Origin of the sequence: Paenibacillus sp. FSL P4-0338 (assembly GCF_038002365.1) — a bacterium.
In the GTDB taxonomy this organism is placed as follows: Bacteria; Bacillota; Bacilli; order Paenibacillales; family Paenibacillaceae; genus Paenibacillus_AQ.
In genome coordinates this window covers 1,878,906-1,895,381 of record NZ_JBBOCG010000001.1, presented here as the reverse complement: position 1 = coordinate 1,895,381, position 16,476 = coordinate 1,878,906, and the positions used below count along the sequence as shown (strand labels likewise).

Here is a 16,476-nt window from a genome sequence, read left to right as displayed (position 1 = left end):
TCAAGACATACCGGATGATGAATTTGGTTGTTTTGAGTGCTTTTCATTCTTTTTTCATTTGTTTCCACGCTTTACGGAAGACGTATTGTAGCTTAATATTAGTCCTTGTGAGAAGTTGAATATGCGCTGAATTTTCCGGAAGGAAAAACGGGGGAACCACACTTTGGCCAAGGCCAAAAGGGGTGAATCGGAGCAGGCCGCAAGGGCTGTAACCGTAGGGCTACCACAGTCCGAATCCGCCAGCTAACCTCGTAAGCCACTAGTGGGATAATGACCATGCACATTAGGCATGCGGATCATTTCCGTATGCTTATTTTGGTGCCTGCATTTATGAAATCCACTTATGAAAACAGCGCAGGGAAACCCCATTTTCAACTTAACCAAGAGAGGAACTGTTACTACAATGGTAAGCAAGGTAAAACGACTATTGATCGGGCGTCCGATGAAGTCGAACGAACTCGATCATGAAAAGTTATCCAAGGTGAAAGCACTGGCTGTCCTGTCTTCTGATGCGCTCTCGTCTGTAGCCTACGGAACAGAACAAATTCTAATCGTACTGGTGGCCGCCGGGTTCACCGCCATCTGGTACTCCTTGCCAATTGCATTAGCCGTACTGGGCTTGCTGGCTATTCTGATTCTGTCCTATCGGCAGACGATATTCGCTTATCCGCAGGGCGGAGGAGCTTATATTGTAGCCAAAACCAATCTTGGAGTGCATACTGGGCTTCTGGCCGGCGGCTCGCTGCTGGTGGATTACATTCTGACGGTGGCGGTAAGCGCCTCGGCGGGGACGGACGCGATCACTTCAGCTTTTCCAAATCTGCATAATCATAGTGTCCTCATAGCGGTATCTGTTATCGTACTCTTAACGATTGTTAATCTGCGCGGGGTGACCGAATCGGCTTCGTTCATCGCCATCCCGGTCTATCTGTTCGTCGTCTCCATCTTCGTGCTGATTATCGCAGGGATCTTCAAATATGCAACCGGCGGGGCTCATGCACACGTTCCTGAGATTGGTACGGCAGTCTCCAATGTCAGTATGTTCCTGCTGCTGAAGGCATTCAGCTCCGGTTGTTCGGCCCTAACCGGGGTAGAGGCGGTCTCCAATGCCATTCCTAACTTCAAAGCGCCGGCGGAGAAAAATGCAGCCAAAACGCTGATGCTCATGGGCCTCATTCTCGGAGCTATGTTCACAGGCATTACGCTGCTGGCTTACTGGTACGGCATCATGCCCGATGAGAAGGCCACCGTGGTCTCACAGATTACCGAGTCTACCTTCGGCCGTGGCGGGCTGTACTTCTTCATTCAGGGGATTACGGCGGTTATCCTGTTCCTGGCAGCCAATACGGCGTACTCGGCCTTCCCGCTGCTGGCGTTCATGTTCGCCAAAGACAAATATCTGCCCCATGCCTTCATGGTGCGCGGCGACCGGCTTGGCTTCTCCAACGGCATTATTTTCCTCGGCGTCATGTCGGCAGTGCTCGTAGCTGCATTTCACGGGAATACGGAAGGACTCATTCCATTATATGCAGTAGGGGTATTCATTCCGTTCACGCTGTCGCAGCTAGGCATGATGGTCCAATGGTACAGAACGAAGCCGCAAGGCTGGCAGAGCAAGTTCGCCGTGAATACGGTCGGGATGCTCACCACGTTAACGATCACCATGATCTTCATTATCACCAAATTCTCCAGCGTGTGGATGGCCTTCATCTTCCTGCCGGTCGTCATTATCGTGTTCCACCGGATTCACCGCCATTATATGAATATTGCCGATCAGCTGCGGATCTGTCCCGCTACCGATAAGCCTTGTATCAAAGGAAGCACCGTAGTCGTTCCGGTCGCCGGTGTGACCCGCGCAGTACTACATTCGATCAGCTATGCGAAGTCATTGACTGATAATGTGGTCGCTGTATATGTAGGCTTTGATGAAGAAGAGATTCACAAGATGGAGCAGAAGTGGGAGGAGTGGAACCCCGGAGTACGCCTGATCGTACTGCGCTCCCGCTACCGCAGTATTATCCGCCCGCTGGTGAAATTCATCGATACAGTAGAATGGAAGACCTCTTCAACGGATCATATTACCGTCCTGATTCCGCAATTCGTTACCAAGCATTGGTGGCAGGCGGTGCTGCATAATCAGACCAGCTTGTTCATCCGCTCTTATCTGATGAATCAGAAGGATATTGTCATCGCCACGGTTCCTTTCCATCTGCATAAATAATATAGAAGATTATAGAAAGACGGCTGTTTCTGCTTCATGCGGAGGCGGCCGTTTTTACGTTTTAGTTGACAGAGATAATGAGAATCAATATCATCAATCTATAAGCAATAATTGAGCTTGTCTGTTTCATAGCCATATTTATAATAGAGGAGCCTTGCTCCATTACATTTATACGAGGAGTGTTATCATGTCGGAACGTTTAAATACAGAGCAGCTGAGCATCGGATATGCGGAGACAATGATTGTAAAGGGGCTGAATCTGTCGCTTCCGACAGGGAAGATTACGGCGCTCGTCGGAGCGAACGGCTCCGGGAAGTCCACGATTCTGAAGACGATGGCCCGGATCATGAAGCCGAAGAGCGGCAATGTCATGCTGGACGGGAAGTCTATTCACAATCTGTCCACCAAAGAGGTGGCCCGCCAGTTGGCGATTCTGCCGCAGAATCCTACTGCCCCGGACGGGTTAACGGTATCTGAGCTGGTAGGGTACGGTCGGTATCCGCATCAGAAGGGCTTCGGCAGCCTGACGCCTGAAGACCGCAGCATTATTGCCGAGGCGATTGAATTGACCGGCATGAATGAATTCCGTGACCGGCCGATTGACCGGCTCTCCGGCGGACAACGGCAGCGGGCCTGGATCGCCATGGCGCTGGCACAGCAGACGGAGATTCTGTTCCTTGATGAGCCGACGACTTTCCTGGATATGGCCCATCAGCTGGAGGTGCTTCAGCTGCTGCAGAAGCTGAATGAGCAGGAAGGCCGGACGATCATTATGGTTGTCCATGATTTGAACCATGCCTCCCGTTACGCGCAGCATATGGTAGCGATCAAATCCGGCAATGTGATCAGTGAAGGCGCTCCGAATGAGGTAATGACACCGGCAGTGCTGCGTGAGGTATTCGGCATTGAGGCGGATATTGTGCCTGATCCGCGTACAGGTGTGCCGCTCTGTCTGCCTTACGAGCTGGCTGCGTACAAAGTTGCCGGGCTGTAGGAGAGGAACATGAATGAATTCCTGAGGCAAGAATATAGTTCCAAGTTCGATCTCCATGCTAAGGTACCCGAAGGAGCCGTGTATTCCTTCGCCGCTGCAGAACTGGCAGAAGAGGCGGGGATGAGGACCTTCATGGAGGCTTACCGGCCGCTGATGAAGGCGCTTGACGATAAAGCGGCCGGTGCGTATTTCGGTGGTTATCTGAGCATTATTGCACTCGCGGTCCAGTATTCCGTGACCGGCTACCTATGTGTACCGGACTTCAGCTTACGGAACCTTCAGCTGCATCTCGTTCCGGCAGACGGCTACTGCCGTGTTGCCTTCTCGCTTCGTGAATGGGGGATGGGACAAGCTCCTGCGGATGAGCCTGAACGGAAGGCCTGGCGCAATGAGGTGCTCACCAGCTTCTACCAGAGCACAGCCGTGCCGCTGATCCGCATGGCTTCACAGGTGAGCGGCCTTTCGCATGGGGAGATCTGGGGACAGATGCCGACCAAATTCAATTATTATGCGGAAGCCTTTGCTGCTGAGCTTACAGATCCGCTCCAGCTACGCCGGCTGGAGGAGGATTACGCCTATCTGAAGGATGAGCTGCCTGCTGCCGTATTCGGGATGCCGCGGAATCCGTTCCAGGTGAAGGTGCGGAGAATCGAATCGCTCGCGGACCCGCAGCAGACGGTTCAGATGCGTAACCGCTGCTGCATGTATTACAGGACTGAGGGCGGGCGGCTGTGTTATACCTGTCCCCGGATGAAGGAGGAGGAACGGTCCGCACGGCGGGAGGAATTCCGTTCCGAGAGCACGGCGGCTGTCAAATAGGGTATAATTGGGAATTTCGAAGCATAATATTGCTATATGCAGCTTCTTAACAGGCTCCTGTCATTGACAAGGGAGCCTGTTCGTTGTTAAAGTTGTGGTTGCTGAAGCCGTGATGGCCCGGCAATAAGCACCACCATTATCTTGTTCATAGAGTTAGGAGTATGAAGAATGAATATTGACAACATATATGAGGATTTGCAGCCGCTAGTAACAGCAGGCTCGCTGAAGCGCCGTGAGAGCCTTAAGGATCTGGTCTATACCCGCATGGGCGGCGAAGCGGATATCTTGGCTGCCCCGGTTACATATGAAGAGATCCAGATCATCTCTGCCTATGCCCTTGATCATCAGATCCCGCTTACGATTCTCGGCAACGGCTCCAATGTCATTATCCGGGACGGAGGCATCCGCGGCATCGTGCTCCAGACCTCGGATCTGTCCGGGATGGGCATCCGTGACGGGCTGCTGTATGCGCAGTGCGGGGCGAAGATTATCGATGTCTCGCGCTATGCGCTGGAGCAGGAGCTGACCGGTCTGGAATTCGCCTGCGGCATCCCCGGCACGGTAGGCGGGGCTCTGTATATGAATGCCGGAGCCTACGGCGGTGAAGTGAAGGATGTCCTGCACAGTGCGCTTGTGATCGATCAGAATGGCCAGCTCCTCACCCTGCACAGCGATCAGCTGGAATGGGGATACCGCAGCAGCATCTTCGCCAGCGGACAGTATATTGTACTGGAGGCGAGATTCAAGCTTCTTCCAGGCGATCCTGCCGCGATTAAGGCGTCCATGGATGAGTTAACCTATCTGCGGGAATCGAAGCAGCCGCTGGAGTATCCGTCCTGCGGCAGTGTCTTCAAGCGGCCGCCGGGCCGGTTCGCGGGGCAGCTGATTCAGGAGAGCGGACTCCAGGGTACGCGCATCGGAGGCGCAGAGGTCTCGCGTAAGCATGCGGGCTTCATTGTCAACGCCGACAATGCAACGGCCAGTGATTATATCGGATTAATCCAGCATGTCCGCTCAGCGGTGAAGCACAAGTTCGATGTAGAGCTGGAGACGGAAGTGGAGATTATCGGGGAAGAATTATAGGCGATAGTTTTTGCCAAGTGGAAACGATTTTGCTGTCCTTTTATAGGACGGTGCCGTTTCGGCGAGAAATAGAAGGATAATTTATAGCGCAAAAAACATAAATTCTTATATTTGAAAAGAGGGTGCAGTCCTAAGCCGGTATGTTGGCTTAGAGCTGCACCCTCTTTAGATTCTTACGGCCGGAGCCGCCGGATAATCAGCTTACAGCCAGCGAATATATCGCCCGGCTCGTCTGCAGGTCCACCTTGGCTTCGGACACTTCATGAAGCTGTAGCCCGCTCACTGCCAGCTCATATCCCGGCTGCGGCAGGGGCACCAGCTCACCATCGGCATTCAGGGTACTGCCTGTACCGCGCAGAATGACCGCACTGTCCAGATAATCATCAATGACATCGTCAGCGTTCCGGTAGTCTACGGTCTCCAGCTTGAAATGGACAGTGTCCAGATCCTCCAGCTCCCGTTTTTCGATGACCAGTGTTGTATCCTTGCGGGCTTCCAGCCAATCGATAAGCTTCTGTACGTTTGCTTCCATAGTATGATCCCATCCTTCGGTTAATAGAGATTGTTATTTCTAAGTTACCCCTTTCAATACAAATGAATCCGTGCAATTTAGTTGTACTATGCAGGGTGTTTGCCTTTCTTCATTCGTGTGTAAACTATTCTTATGCATTGTAATGATGCCAATATCTTATAAGAAGGTGAATCGAATGGGGAACGCATTATTATGGGGCGCAGTCTCCGGCTCGGCGGTCTTGATTGGCGCTCTCTTGGCGTTATTCCTGCGTATTCGAAGCAAGCTGATCGGCTTCATTATGGCGTTCGGTACCGGGGTGTTGATCGGCGCGGCGGCGTATGAATTGTTAGAGGATTCTGCCAGTGACGGCGGGCTGGCCCCGACGATTATCGGGTTCACCGCCGGGGCACTGGTGTTCACGGTGTTCGACTGGCTGATCTCGCGCAAGGGCGGAGCCGGACGCAAGCGCTCAGCCAGAGCCTCATCAGGGAAGAGCGACGCCAAGGGCGGAGGTCTGGCTATTTTTGCCGGAACGGTACTGGATGCAATTCCTGAATCGATCATGATCGGCGCAAGTCTCATTGCGGGTCAGGGCGTTAGCGTACTGCTGGTCATTGCTATCTTCATCAGCAATATTCCTGAAGGCTTATCCAGCACAGCTGGACTGAAGCAGGACGGTTATGGCAAAGGCAAGATTATGCTGCTGTGGCTCGGCGTGCTCGCTATCTCCACACTGGCCTCAGGGGCTGGGTATGCGTTCATGGATCACGCAAGCAGTTATACGGAAGCGGTGATTGCCTCTTTTGCCGGAGGAGGAATTATTGCCATGGTGTCCTCCAGCATGATGCCCGAAGCCTACGAAGAAGGGGGGCCGCTCACGGGGTTCATCGCTGCGATGGGACTGCTGTGCTCGCTGATTCTGGATCAGCTGTGAGGGTTGTCAAGCCCGCTGCAATCATGGTATAGTTCAAGACGCACCAAGATAAAGAAGGAATCTGCGCCGCGCGCAGGAGAGGTTCGCGAACTCCCTCTATAAAAAACTAAGCTATCTTAGTAGAGCCAGGTTTTCGAAATCTCGTTCTTCTTTCCAGTTCAGGCCATGAGCCTAGGGAAAAGAGAGGGGTTTTTTGTCATGTTAGAAGGTAGAAGGCAAGAAGAAATGCAGGAGGTTACCCTGCTGGGCAACCAAGGCACGCAGTACAAGTTCGGCTATGATCCGGGGATTCTGGAGGCGTTCGATAACAAACATCCCGGCCGCGATTATTTTGTCAAATTCAACTGTCCCGAGTTCACCAGCTTGTGTCCCGTGACCGGTCAGCCGGATTTCGGGGTGATGTATATCTCGTACATTCCTGATATCCGAATGGTAGAATCGAAGTCACTGAAGCTCTATCTGTTCAGCTTCCGTAATCATGGGGATTTCCATGAGGACTGTGTCAACATTATTATGAATGATCTGATCTCGCTGATGGAGCCGCGTTATATCGAAGTGTGGGGCAAATTCACGCCGCGCGGCGGTATTTCCATCGATCCTTACTGCAACTGGGGGCGTCCGGGAACCAAATATGAGGCGATGGCCGAGCACCGGCTGATGAATCATGATCTGTATCCCGAGAAAGTGGACAACCGTTAATCCGCAGGAACCAACTTCACAGAGCCATCAGGAGGAGAGATCATTATGGTAAATAGAAAAGCATTAGTCGTCTTCAGCGGCGGCCAAGACAGTACGACCTGCCTGGCGTGGGCGTTGCAGGAGTTCCATGAGGTTCAGGTGGTCACGTTCAATTATAATCAGCGCCATGCGGCCGAGATTGAAGTCGCCAAGGCAATTGCCGCGAGGTTCGGTGTGAAGCAGCATATTCTGGACCTGGGGCTGCTGAACCAGCTTGCTCCCAACGCCTTGACCCGGGATGATATTGACATTACCGCAGGCGAGGGAGAAGAGCTGCCCAGTACGTTCGTGGATGGACGTAATCTGCTGTTCCTGTCCTTCGCGGCCATTCTGGCCAAGCAGCTTGGCTACTCCAACATTATCACCGGGGTCTGCCAGACGGACTTCAGCGGGTACCCGGACTGCCGTGATGTGTTCGTGAAGTCGCTGAATGTCACGCTTAATCTGTCGATGGATGTGGAGTTCGTCATTCATACCCCGCTGATGTGGCTGGACAAAAAGCAAACCTGGAAGCTGGCAGACGAGCTGGGCCAGTTCGATTATGTCCGGGAGCAGACCTTGACCTGCTATAACGGGATCATTGGCAGCGGCTGCGGCACCTGTCCGGCATGTCTCCTGCGTCAGCGCGGTCTGGAGCAATATGAGGCAGAGCGTCAGGAGGCGGGACTATAATGCGGGGCGAAGTAGCCGTCTGCAAAATCTTCACCTTCGACGCTGCCCATCAGCTCATCGGACACAAGGGGAAATGCAGCAATCTGCATGGGCATACCTACAAGCTGGAGGTAGTGCTGAAAGGAGTGCCGTCCGCTGAGGAAGGGCAGTCGGATGAAGGTTTCGTCATCGATTTCAGCGATATTAAGGCGGCTGTACAGGCGGCGGTGATTGAACGGCTGGATCATGCTTTTCTGGCGATGGGCAATGAACCTGTGCTGGAGACACTACTCTCGACAGGCTCCAAAGTCGCGCTGCTCTCCTTCCGTACCACAGCAGAGAATCTGTCTGCTTACATTGCCTATGAGCTGAAACGGGCGGCGCTGCCGGTGTACTCAGTCAAGCTATGGGAGACTCCTACCTCCTGGGCTGAGGTGCTGGCAGCAGATATTCCCGAGGAGGGACCGGCTTACCGGCTGTATGGTGGCTGCGATCATGAGTAAAATCCCTGTGATTGAAATGTTCGGCCCGACGATTCAGGGGGAAGGCGCGGTCATTGGCGTCAAAACGATGTTCGTCCGCACCTACGGCTGCGACTACCGCTGCGGCTGGTGTGATTCCGCCTTCACCTGGGACGGCTCGGCCAAGGATAAAGTAACGATGCTTACGCCGCAGGAGATTCTCTCCGGGCTGCTGGAGCTGGCCGGGGAGAATTTCAATTGTGTCACCATCTCCGGGGGGAACCCGGCACTGATCGGGGAGGCGATGGGAGAGTTCATCTCCTTACTCCACGAGCGAGGCATTCAGGCGGCGATTGAGACGCAGGGCAGCCGGTGGCAGGACTGGTTCCATGAGGTGGATGTGTTGACGATCAGCCCCAAGCCGCCCAGCTCCGGGATGCAGACGGACTGGGATAAGCTGGATGAGATTATGCATAGAGTCGCTGATAACGGCAAGGCTTCACATAGCCTGAAGGTGGTTGTTTTTAATCAGGAGGATTATGAATATGCCCGTAAGATACATTTCAGATACCCTGAGGTTCCGCTATTCCTGCAGCCGGGCAACGATAACGTCACCGAGGAAGGCGACATCTCAGGCCGCCTGCTGGGGAGGCTGGAATGGCTGTTCCAGCTAGTCATTGCCGATCCGCAGATGAACCGTGCACGGGTGCTGCCGCAGCTGCATGCCCTGATCTGGCATAATAAGCGGGGGAAGTAAGATTTTCTCATAAAAATTAGCTATACTTAAGACTGGGCTTCCTGAGCAGGGAGGCCCGGTCTTTTACTATTTGCAGGAAACAGAGGAGGAATTATAATGGAGAATGGTTATTACGCAGGCTGGGGTACACTGGCTCTGATTAATGCCGGACTGGCGCAAGGAAAGAACCGGAGCGGAATGAACTGGTTTCTGTTGTCGTTGCTGCTGGGACCGCTTGCTACATTTATTCTGGTAATCTCTGAGAAGCTTCCAGAGTAGAAGGGTAATATAATTATAGAATCGGCACAATAGCTACACGGGGGAGGTAGAAGCAATGACGATGCAGGCTATGAAGCCCATCCGGCGGTCCAAGCTGCGTTTGTTTGCAGGGAAGCGGTATTTTACCTGGAAAAGATACTGGAGATGGATCACAGCCAGCGGCCGCCTGGCTACAGAACAGCGCAGTGAAGCTCTGCCGTACGAAGCGGCCAGCCATGCTACACCGCTGCTGCGCAAATTACGCAATGTCGATATGCAGCTTCAGCACAACAAAATCGTGAACCTGAGGCTCGCGGTGGCGAAGCTTGACGGGCTTGTCATACAACCAGGCGAGAGCTTCTCTTATTGGCGCAGGATCGGCAAACCGACGCGAAGAAAAGGCTACCTGGACGGAATGGTGCTACACTATGGCGGGTTCCGTTCCGGCACAGGCGGCGGGCTCTGCCAATTGTCCAATCTGATCTACTGGATGACGCTGCATACCCCGTTGACCGTTACCGAACGACACCGGCACAGCTATGATGTCTTTCCCGATGAGCAGCGGACCCAGCCCTTTGGCAGCGGGGCTACCTGTGCCTATAATTATCTGGATCTTCAGCTGCGCAATGATACAGAGCATGCTTATCAGCTTAAGCTGCATCTGGATGAGACGCATCTGTACGGGGAATGGCGCTGTGCAGGACAGCAGCTCTACCATTATGAAGTCTATGAAGATGGGCACCGTATCAGCCTGGAGCCATGGGGCGGGTATATCCGGCGCAACGCAATCCGCCGCAGGGTGCTGACGCATAGCGGAGAGCTGGCCGGTGACGAAGCGGTGGCCGAGAACCACGCACTGATGATGTATTCCCCGCTGCTGCACGGATAAGGACAAGTGGAAACGGCATTGCCGTCCTTTTAAAGGACGGTACCGTTTCAGCGAGAAATAGAAGGATAAGTTATGGTGTGAAACATATAATTTCTTATATTTGAACAAATATAAGGCATGGAACCCGTCAGAGGCGGATTCTGCGCCTTTGTTTTGCGTTGGAAATGAAAAAATGCTGCATTTTTCTCCGATTTACGTTAAATTAACATAATGAGTCTTACATCCTATGAAGGGGCGTTCTGTTATGCGTACTAATAAACCGCCCGTTCCCGTGCCTCTCTTGATGGTAATCGGAATTGTGGCCATCTCTTTTTCTTCTATCTTCATTAAATGGTGCTCCGCGCCCGTATCGGTCCAAGGGATGTACCGGCTGCTGTTCACCTCGCTGCTGATGCTGCCGTTCGCCCGTCCCTATAGCGGGGCACTCTTTCAGCTGCGGCGGAAGGACTGGCTGCTGCTGGGAGTGTCCGGTGTCATGCTTGCCCTGCATTTTCTGCTGTGGATGGGTTCGCTGAGTTATACCTCGGTAGCCAGCTCGACGATGATTATGGCGCTGGAGCCGTTATTCATTATGTTCGGTGCGTACATACTGTATAAAGAGCGTAATTCGATCTTTGCCATTCTGGGGATGGCGATTGCCATCTTCGGCGTTACTTTTATCGGCTGGGGAGACATTGGATTGTCTGCTGAGAATCTGAAGGGCGACATGCTGTCGGTTGGCGGAACCGTAGCGGTAGCCGCGCATATGCTGCTTGGACAAAAGCTGGTGGCGCGTATGCCGTCCTATCTGTACAGCCTGATTGTATTTATCGCTGCGGCCATCGTATTTGCCGTCTACAATCTCGTGACCGGCATACCGTTCTTCGATTATCCGGCCCGGGAATGGGGCATCTTCGTCCTGCTGGCGGTAGTGCCAACCGTCTTCGGCCATATCCTGTTCAACTGGCTGCTGCAATATACGTCTGCGACTACTGTCTCGATGAATATCCTGGGAGAGCCTGTCGGCGCGAGCATTCTGGCATTCCTGCTGCTGGGTGAGCAGCTTAGCGGCCTGCAGTGGGCTGGCGGGGTGCTGGTCATGGCCGGGCTGGGCGTCTATCTGTATGCCGGGCGCAGGAAAGCGCTGAAGCTCCGGCAGTCTCTGCCGAATGCTTCCTAGGCGGTTTGATTACATTTTATAGAACATAGATAAAGGGGTAACGAAAGCAATGAATGAACCTAATCAGAATGAACCGGATGGCCTTAATAAGGAAGCGCCACCTACCAGCGAGGAGCTGTGGAATGAGGATACCTATGCGGCCTGGACCAGCCGGTTCGGAACCCCTGCCGAGGCTGCGGAGAAGCTGTCTAAGGACCCTGCGGGGAAGCTGTATCCGCTGAATACCTATCTCGGTGAAGTGAAGGGCCGGAGGATCATGAATCTGATGGGCTCTAACGGCATGAAAGCGGTGGCGCTGGGACTGCTGGGCGCTGAGGTGACTGTCGCGGATTTCTCGGAGGCCAATGCCCGTTATGCCGGTGAACTCGCGCAGGCGGCCGGGGTACAGCTTGATTATATCGTGTCGGATGTCCTGGAGCTGCCGGAAGCGTATCTTAACGGCTCTTATGATACGGTTTTTGCCGAAATGGGGATTGTTCATTATTTTACGGATTTGGCTCCGTTCATGGCTACGGCATACCGCTTGCTGGCACCCGGCGGGACGTTCGTGCTGCGGGATTTCCATCCGGTAACGACCAAGCTGATCTCCTCCAAGGGGTCGACGGCCAAGGTGCGCAAGCATAAGGTGAGCGGGGATTATTTTGATACGGCGCTTGAAGAGAAGCAGGTGTCCTATTCCAAATATATGCCGTCCTCAGGAGCAGCGGCGGAGGCGGTCAAGCCGAATGTCGTCTACTGGCGGCGCTGGACGCTGGGCGAGCTGGTTACTGCTGCCGCAGCCAGCGGACTGGTGATAAGAGAGCTGGTGGAGGAGCCTAATCTGTCGTCGGATGTGTACGATAAGGGAATTCCCAAGACCTTCACCCTGGTCGCTGTCAAAAGATAATAAGGTTCACCACTACACGGTATCCCCGTTAGCGCAGTTACACAGGCGCTCAGGGGATACCGTTTTTTCATACATAACCCGCCGCCATCCCGGCAAAAGCCTGCTGGAGCGGAGAGAGTGTATAATCCTTGCGCCAAGCCAGCACAAAAGACCCGTCAGCCGGAAGCATTCCCGGCAGCTTGGCGTAGGCCAGACGGCCCGCCGCAACTTCAGCCTCAATCCCGGAACGGGAGAACACCCCCACCATTTGGCCTGTGTACAGCATCCCCTTGACTGCCTCCGGCGAGCCCAGCACCGCATGGTTCCAGACCCTAACATTATTAAGCTGTGCCCACTGGTCAGAGATTCCGCGCAGGAAGGAGGCGGCTTCATGCTGCACCCAGGGCTCGCGGGCTACGGCTTGGGCGGTCAGCTCCTGCTCCCCGGCAAAGGGATGCTCCGGCGCAAAGACCAGCACCGTCTCCTCATCAGCAATCACTTGCGTATGGAAGGTATCGTCTTGCCCCTCTGCACTGTGCAGTACGGCGAGCTGGATCTCCCGGCTGCGCAGACGCTCCCGGATGACGTCATCCGGGAGCACGGACAGATAGATATCGATCCCGTCATGCTGCTGTGTGAATTGGGACAGCAGTTTGGGCACAAGATAACTGGCAGGGATATCGCTGGCGGTAAGCTCCAGATTCCCCGAGGCGAGTGAGGTGAACTGCTTGACCGTCCGCTCGGCCTCCGCGCTTAGCGAGACAATGCGGACCGCATATTGATACAAGGCCCGTCCGGCATCCGTCAGCAGGACCCGGCCGCTCCGGTACTGGAACAGGGAAGCGCCCAGCTCACTCTCCAGACTTTTCATATGGAAGGAGACGGTAGGCTGCTTAAGGTTCATCTCGGCAGCTACATCTGTTACTTTTTTATATTTTTCGATGAGAACTAAGATTTGCAGCTTTACAAGGTTCATGAAGATTCCTCCGGGGATGGGGCAAAAAAAAACCTATTGTTGTTTCGATATAGATTTTATCTATTTAACTATTTAATTTATATTATAACTTTTATCCTCCGGTTTACAAACTCAGTACTTTTATCTAACGAACGGGTCCTAGAATAAGAAGAGTCAGAAGAGACGCTGATAGACACACAATAATGCTTCCCGAGTGAGTTTTGTACGAAGCAGATGGAACGCAGCAGACACTCACAAAACCTTTAGGAGGAAAAAAAACAATGCAATTCAAAAAATCGTGGATCATGGCTTTGACTCTTACCAGCGTACTGGCACTTTCAGCATGCGGCAACGGAAACAACGGGGGAAATAAGGCAACAACCAATACCGGAGGAAATACACCAGCTGCCACAAACACAGAATCCAGCAGCGGTACGAAGCTAAGCGGTTCGGTCCTGGCGTCAGGCTCCACAGCACTTCAGCCGCTCGTAGAGCAGGTAGCTGAGGAGTTCATGAAGACTAATGCAGGCGTAGACATTCAGGTTCAAGGCGGCGGCAGCGGAACCGGCTTGACGCAGGTCTCTGAGAAGCAAGTCGATATCGGGAACTCAGATGTATTTGCTGAAGAGAAGCTGAAGGATGCGGCAAAAGCGGCTGAGCTTGTTGATCATCAGGTAGCGGTTGTAGCGATTGCAGCAGTTAGCAACCCGAAGGCAGGCGTAGACAGCTTGACCAAGCAGCAGCTGATCGATATTTTTACAGGTAAAATCACGAACTGGAAAGAGGTCGGCGGCGCAGACCAGGCCATCCAGATCATCAACCGTCCGGCAAGCTCAGGTACCCGTGCTACCTTCGAGAGCTTCGCTCTTGGCACCAAAACCGAGGATCTGAAGGGCTCGATTCAAGAGGATTCCTCCGGTACAGTTAAGAAAATGATCGGCGAAACACCGGGAGCGATCGGTTATCTGGCACTGTCCTACCTCGATGATTCTGTAAAAACCTTGAACTATGACGGCGTTGAGCCTTCTGTAGACAATGTAGTGGCCGGTAAATATCCGGTGTGGGCTTACGAGCACATGTACACTAACGGTGAACCTAATGAGACTGTAAAAGCGTTCCTGGATTACTTCCTGACGGATGAAGTACAGACTGGAGACGTTGTAGAGCTTGGCTACATCCCGGCTTCCAAAATGCAGGTATCGCGTGATGTGGCAGGTACTGTAACACCTAAATAAGCTTCACCGGTTCACAGTTAGGATTGGATTTAAACTTTAATGTGATTAGAGGCGGATCTCTTCTGCCTCTCTTTTCACTTTAGAAAGAGGGAGCATCTTGAGGGGACAACCAACTAACAAGCGGCTGGAAAAACATCATATAGAAAATTTAATCGGACGTATTTATATGTCCTTTTGCGTGCTGCTGCTCATTGTCATCATTGTATCCATGGTCTATTTCGTAGCCTCCAAAGGCGTGGCCAACTTCGTGAGCGGTGAGGTCAAGGTCTCAGAATTCCTGTTCGGCACGAAGTGGTCGCCTGAAGCAGACACGCCATCCTATGGAGCCTTCCCGTTCATCTCGGGTTCCTTCCTGGTTACCCTGCTGGCTGCGCTTATCGCAAGTCCGCTCAGCATCTGCGCGGCGCTCTTCATGACGGAGATTGTACCGGGCTGGGGTAAAAAGCTGCTGCAGCCGGTCATTGAGCTGCTGTCAGGTATTCCATCCGTTGTCTACGGCTTCGTAGGCTTAAGCGTCATTGTTCCATTTCTGCGGGATACGCTGCCCGGACAGGGCATCGGGGTGGCTGCAGGCGCGCTAGTGCTGTCGGTCATGATTCTGCCGACGATTACCAGCGTGGCTGCAGACGCGCTTGCTTCATTGCCGCAAAACTTGAAAGAATCATCCTTTGCGCTCGGTGCCACACGCTGGCAGACGATCTCCCGGGTCATTCTCCCGACGACCTTCCCTGCGATTATGACGGGTGTAGTGCTTGGTATGGCCCGCGCCTTCGGCGAGGCTCTTGCTGTGCAGATGGTTATCGGTAACGCGCCGTTCGTGCCTCACTCACTATTCGAGTCTGCGTCCACACTTACCAGTGTCATCACGCTGGGTATGGGGAATACAACGATGGGTTCACCGCAGAACAATGCGCTGTGGAGTATGGCGCTAGTGCTCATGCTGATGACCTTTGTATTCGTCCTGCTGGTGAGAATGCTCGAAAGGAGAAATAAAATTTGAAGCCTAGAACTGCTGACAAAGTAGCCACTGCCGTTATAGTAACCCTGGCCTTGCTGATCGTAGCCATCCTGGTTAGCTTACTCGGATATATCCTGATCCGCGGTTTCAATCATATTAGCTGGGACTTCCTGACCTCGGCGCCGCAAAAGATCCGCGCAGGCGGAGGCGTCGGGCCGCAGCTGTTCAACTCCCTGTTCCTGCTGGTGCTGACCTTGATCATCACCGTGCCGCTGGGGCTGGGTGCCGGAATCTTCATGGCGGAGTATGCGCGTCCCGGCAAGCTGACCAACTTCATCCGTCTGGTTGTGGAGGTATTGTCTTCCTTCCCGTCGATCATCGTGGGTCTGTTCGGTCTCTTGCTGATCGTCAACACCTTCAATCTCGGTTTCTCCCTGATCTCGGGCGCGCTCGCGCTAACCTTCTTCAACCTTCCGCTGATGGTGCGTATTACGGAACAAGCCTTCCGCACAGTGCCTAAGCAGCAGAAGGAGGCGGGCTTCGCGCTCGGATTATCCAAGTGGAAAATCGTTACCTCGGTCTTGCTCCCGGTAGCGCTGCCGACTATCATCACCGGTACGATTCTGTCGGCTGGCCGTGTGTTCGGCGAAGCGGCTGCGCTGATGTTCACCGCAGGGATGAGCAGCCCGCGCCTGGACTTCAGCAACTGGAATCCGCTGAGCCCTTCCTCACCGCTCAACCCGTTCCGTCCGGCGGAGACGCTGGCGGTGCATATCTGGAAGGTCAACAGTGAAGGCCTGGCACCGGATGCGCTTCAGATCGCAGCGGGCGCTTCAGCCGTCCTGGTGCTGACCGTATTAATCTTCAATCTGGCTGCCCGTTATTTCGGCAGATTCATCTACCGCAAGCTTACTGCATCCAAGAGAATGAGCTAGGCTTGTTAGGCAGAGGGAGGACACAGGCTTCCGAAGCGGGTTTTGCGTAGAAGAGTCGGAACGTGTAAGCT

At 53.5% G+C, this 16,476-nt stretch carries 18 protein-coding genes and 2 riboswitches; of the genes, 16 read left to right on the top strand and 2 right to left on the bottom strand.

The genetic code is table 11. From position 1 onward, the window contains the following. Positions 1 to 114 precede the first annotated feature (114 nt). A riboswitch (cyclic di-AMP (ydaO/yuaA leader) is annotated at positions 115 to 274 on the top strand. Positions 275 to 403: 129 nt separating this feature from the next. From MKZ07_RS08245 to murB, 4 genes are all read left to right on the top strand, one after another. Beyond that, positions 404 to 2,221, top strand: coding sequence for an APC family permease (locus MKZ07_RS08245; protein WP_036695381.1), 1,818 nt, complete (start codon positions 404 to 406; stop codon positions 2,219 to 2,221). A 187-nt stretch (positions 2,222 to 2,408) separates the two neighbouring features. Beyond that, positions 2,409 to 3,215, top strand: a complete 807-nt coding sequence (locus MKZ07_RS08240; RefSeq protein WP_036695380.1) for an ABC transporter ATP-binding protein — start codon at positions 2,409 to 2,411, stop codon at positions 3,213 to 3,215. A 9-nt stretch (positions 3,216 to 3,224) separates the two neighbouring features. Further along, positions 3,225 to 4,034 carry a (2Fe-2S)-binding protein gene (locus tag MKZ07_RS08235; protein ID WP_341025510.1) on the top strand — a complete coding sequence of 270 codons (810 nt, stop codon included), beginning with the start codon at positions 3,225 to 3,227 and terminating at the stop codon, positions 4,032 to 4,034. 168 nt (positions 4,035 to 4,202) lie between these two features. Further along, positions 4,203 to 5,117 carry a UDP-N-acetylmuramate dehydrogenase gene (gene murB, locus MKZ07_RS08230; RefSeq protein ID WP_036695378.1) on the top strand — a complete coding sequence of 305 codons (915 nt, stop codon included), beginning with the start codon at positions 4,203 to 4,205 and terminating at the stop codon, positions 5,115 to 5,117. Positions 5,118 to 5,313: 196 nt separating this feature from the next. Here the strand turns inward: murB and MKZ07_RS08225 are convergent, their stop codons facing one another. Beyond that, entirely contained in the window at positions 5,314 to 5,649 is a 336-nt protein-coding gene (locus MKZ07_RS08225) for a hypothetical protein (RefSeq protein WP_036695377.1), read from the bottom strand. Positions 5,650 to 5,824: 175 nt separating this feature from the next. Here MKZ07_RS08225 and MKZ07_RS08220 point away from each other — a divergent pair, with 175 nt between their 5' ends. From MKZ07_RS08220 to MKZ07_RS08180, 9 genes are all read left to right on the top strand, one after another. Further along, positions 5,825 to 6,565, top strand: coding sequence for a ZIP family metal transporter (locus tag MKZ07_RS08220; RefSeq protein ID WP_036695376.1), 741 nt, complete (start codon positions 5,825 to 5,827; stop codon positions 6,563 to 6,565). Positions 6,566 to 6,637: 72 nt separating this feature from the next. Continuing rightward, positions 6,638 to 6,681: riboswitch (PreQ1 riboswitch) on the top strand. 82 nt (positions 6,682 to 6,763) lie between these two features. Continuing rightward, positions 6,764 to 7,264 carry a preQ(1) synthase gene (queF, locus tag MKZ07_RS08215; RefSeq protein WP_341025507.1) on the top strand — a complete coding sequence of 167 codons (501 nt, stop codon included), beginning with the start codon at positions 6,764 to 6,766 and terminating at the stop codon, positions 7,262 to 7,264. 45 nt (positions 7,265 to 7,309) lie between these two features. Beyond that, complete coding sequence (gene queC / locus MKZ07_RS08210) at positions 7,310 to 7,975, top strand: 7-cyano-7-deazaguanine synthase QueC (RefSeq protein WP_341025506.1); 666 nt, start codon at positions 7,310 to 7,312, stop codon at positions 7,973 to 7,975. Beyond that, positions 7,975 to 8,457, top strand: a complete 483-nt coding sequence (locus tag MKZ07_RS08205; protein WP_341025505.1) for a 6-pyruvoyl trahydropterin synthase family protein — start codon at positions 7,975 to 7,977, stop codon at positions 8,455 to 8,457. Before queC ends, MKZ07_RS08205 begins: the two co-directional genes overlap by 1 nt. Further along, a complete protein-coding gene (queE, locus tag MKZ07_RS08200) occupies positions 8,450 to 9,172 on the top strand; it encodes a 7-carboxy-7-deazaguanine synthase QueE (RefSeq protein ID WP_341025503.1) in 723 nt (240 codons plus the stop codon). Before MKZ07_RS08205 ends, queE begins: the two co-directional genes overlap by 8 nt. 96 nt (positions 9,173 to 9,268) lie before the next feature. Further along, positions 9,269 to 9,430 (top strand): hypothetical protein, encoded by a 162-nt coding sequence (locus tag MKZ07_RS08195; protein WP_179090458.1) that lies wholly within the window; start codon positions 9,269 to 9,271, stop codon positions 9,428 to 9,430. 55 nt (positions 9,431 to 9,485) lie between these two features. Further along, on the top strand, positions 9,486 to 10,298 hold the full coding sequence (locus tag MKZ07_RS08190; protein WP_036695372.1) for a VanW family protein: 813 nt from the start codon (positions 9,486 to 9,488) through the stop codon (positions 10,296 to 10,298). Positions 10,299 to 10,542: 244 nt separating this feature from the next. Continuing rightward, positions 10,543 to 11,457, top strand: a complete 915-nt coding sequence (locus MKZ07_RS08185; RefSeq protein ID WP_036695371.1) for a DMT family transporter — start codon at positions 10,543 to 10,545, stop codon at positions 11,455 to 11,457. A 49-nt stretch (positions 11,458 to 11,506) separates the two neighbouring features. Then, entirely contained in the window at positions 11,507 to 12,343 is an 837-nt protein-coding gene (locus tag MKZ07_RS08180) for a class I SAM-dependent methyltransferase (RefSeq protein ID WP_036695370.1), read from the top strand. 67 nt (positions 12,344 to 12,410) lie between these two features. On the opposite strand, the gene MKZ07_RS08175 is transcribed toward MKZ07_RS08180, so the two are convergent. Beyond that, entirely contained in the window at positions 12,411 to 13,298 is an 888-nt protein-coding gene (locus MKZ07_RS08175) for a LysR family transcriptional regulator (protein ID WP_051493531.1), read from the bottom strand. Between the two features lie 260 nt (positions 13,299 to 13,558). Here MKZ07_RS08175 and MKZ07_RS08170 point away from each other — a divergent pair, with 260 nt between their 5' ends. From MKZ07_RS08170 to pstA, 3 genes are all read left to right on the top strand, one after another. After that, positions 13,559 to 14,512: a phosphate ABC transporter substrate-binding protein PstS family protein gene (locus MKZ07_RS08170; protein WP_036695369.1), complete on the top strand. Its 954-nt coding sequence runs from the start codon at positions 13,559 to 13,561 to the stop codon at positions 14,510 to 14,512. 166 nt (positions 14,513 to 14,678) lie between these two features. Continuing rightward, entirely contained in the window at positions 14,679 to 15,512 is an 834-nt protein-coding gene (gene pstC, locus MKZ07_RS08165) for a phosphate ABC transporter permease subunit PstC (RefSeq protein ID WP_442792440.1), read from the top strand. Continuing rightward, positions 15,509 to 16,405: a phosphate ABC transporter permease PstA gene (gene pstA, locus MKZ07_RS08160; RefSeq protein WP_036695366.1), complete on the top strand. Its 897-nt coding sequence runs from the start codon at positions 15,509 to 15,511 to the stop codon at positions 16,403 to 16,405. The genes pstC and pstA overlap by 4 nt, the downstream gene beginning before the upstream one ends. The last annotated feature ends 71 nt before the right edge of the window (positions 16,406 to 16,476 follow it).

What these genes read in the sequence shown, in the direction of transcription:
- MKZ07_RS08175 (WP_051493531.1), bottom strand. Translation starts at nt 13,298, where the DNA reads ATGAACCTTGTAAAGCTGCAAATCTTAGTTCTCATCGAAAAATATAAA.
- queC (WP_341025506.1), top strand. Translation starts at nt 7,310, where the DNA reads ATGGTAAATAGAAAAGCATTAGTCGTCTTCAGCGGCGGCCAAGACAGT.
- MKZ07_RS08225 (WP_036695377.1), bottom strand. Translation starts at nt 5,649, where the DNA reads ATGGAAGCAAACGTACAGAAGCTTATCGATTGGCTGGAAGCCCGCAAG.
- queE (WP_341025503.1), top strand. Translation starts at nt 8,450, where the DNA reads ATGAGTAAAATCCCTGTGATTGAAATGTTCGGCCCGACGATTCAGGGG.
- queF (WP_341025507.1), top strand. Translation starts at nt 6,764, where the DNA reads ATGTTAGAAGGTAGAAGGCAAGAAGAAATGCAGGAGGTTACCCTGCTG.
- pstC (WP_442792440.1), top strand. Translation starts at nt 14,679, where the DNA reads ATGTCCTTTTGCGTGCTGCTGCTCATTGTCATCATTGTATCCATGGTC.
- MKZ07_RS08180 (WP_036695370.1), top strand. Translation starts at nt 11,507, where the DNA reads ATGAATGAACCTAATCAGAATGAACCGGATGGCCTTAATAAGGAAGCG.
- MKZ07_RS08195 (WP_179090458.1), top strand. Translation starts at nt 9,269, where the DNA reads ATGGAGAATGGTTATTACGCAGGCTGGGGTACACTGGCTCTGATTAAT.
- MKZ07_RS08185 (WP_036695371.1), top strand. Translation starts at nt 10,543, where the DNA reads ATGCGTACTAATAAACCGCCCGTTCCCGTGCCTCTCTTGATGGTAATC.
- MKZ07_RS08170 (WP_036695369.1), top strand. Translation starts at nt 13,559, where the DNA reads ATGCAATTCAAAAAATCGTGGATCATGGCTTTGACTCTTACCAGCGTA.
- murB (WP_036695378.1), top strand. Translation starts at nt 4,203, where the DNA reads ATGAATATTGACAACATATATGAGGATTTGCAGCCGCTAGTAACAGCA.
- MKZ07_RS08235 (WP_341025510.1), top strand. Translation starts at nt 3,225, where the DNA reads ATGAATGAATTCCTGAGGCAAGAATATAGTTCCAAGTTCGATCTCCAT.
- MKZ07_RS08190 (WP_036695372.1), top strand. Translation starts at nt 9,486, where the DNA reads ATGACGATGCAGGCTATGAAGCCCATCCGGCGGTCCAAGCTGCGTTTG.
- MKZ07_RS08240 (WP_036695380.1), top strand. Translation starts at nt 2,409, where the DNA reads ATGTCGGAACGTTTAAATACAGAGCAGCTGAGCATCGGATATGCGGAG.
- MKZ07_RS08245 (WP_036695381.1), top strand. Translation starts at nt 404, where the DNA reads ATGGTAAGCAAGGTAAAACGACTATTGATCGGGCGTCCGATGAAGTCG.
- MKZ07_RS08220 (WP_036695376.1), top strand. Translation starts at nt 5,825, where the DNA reads ATGGGGAACGCATTATTATGGGGCGCAGTCTCCGGCTCGGCGGTCTTG.
- MKZ07_RS08205 (WP_341025505.1), top strand. Translation starts at nt 7,975, where the DNA reads ATGCGGGGCGAAGTAGCCGTCTGCAAAATCTTCACCTTCGACGCTGCC.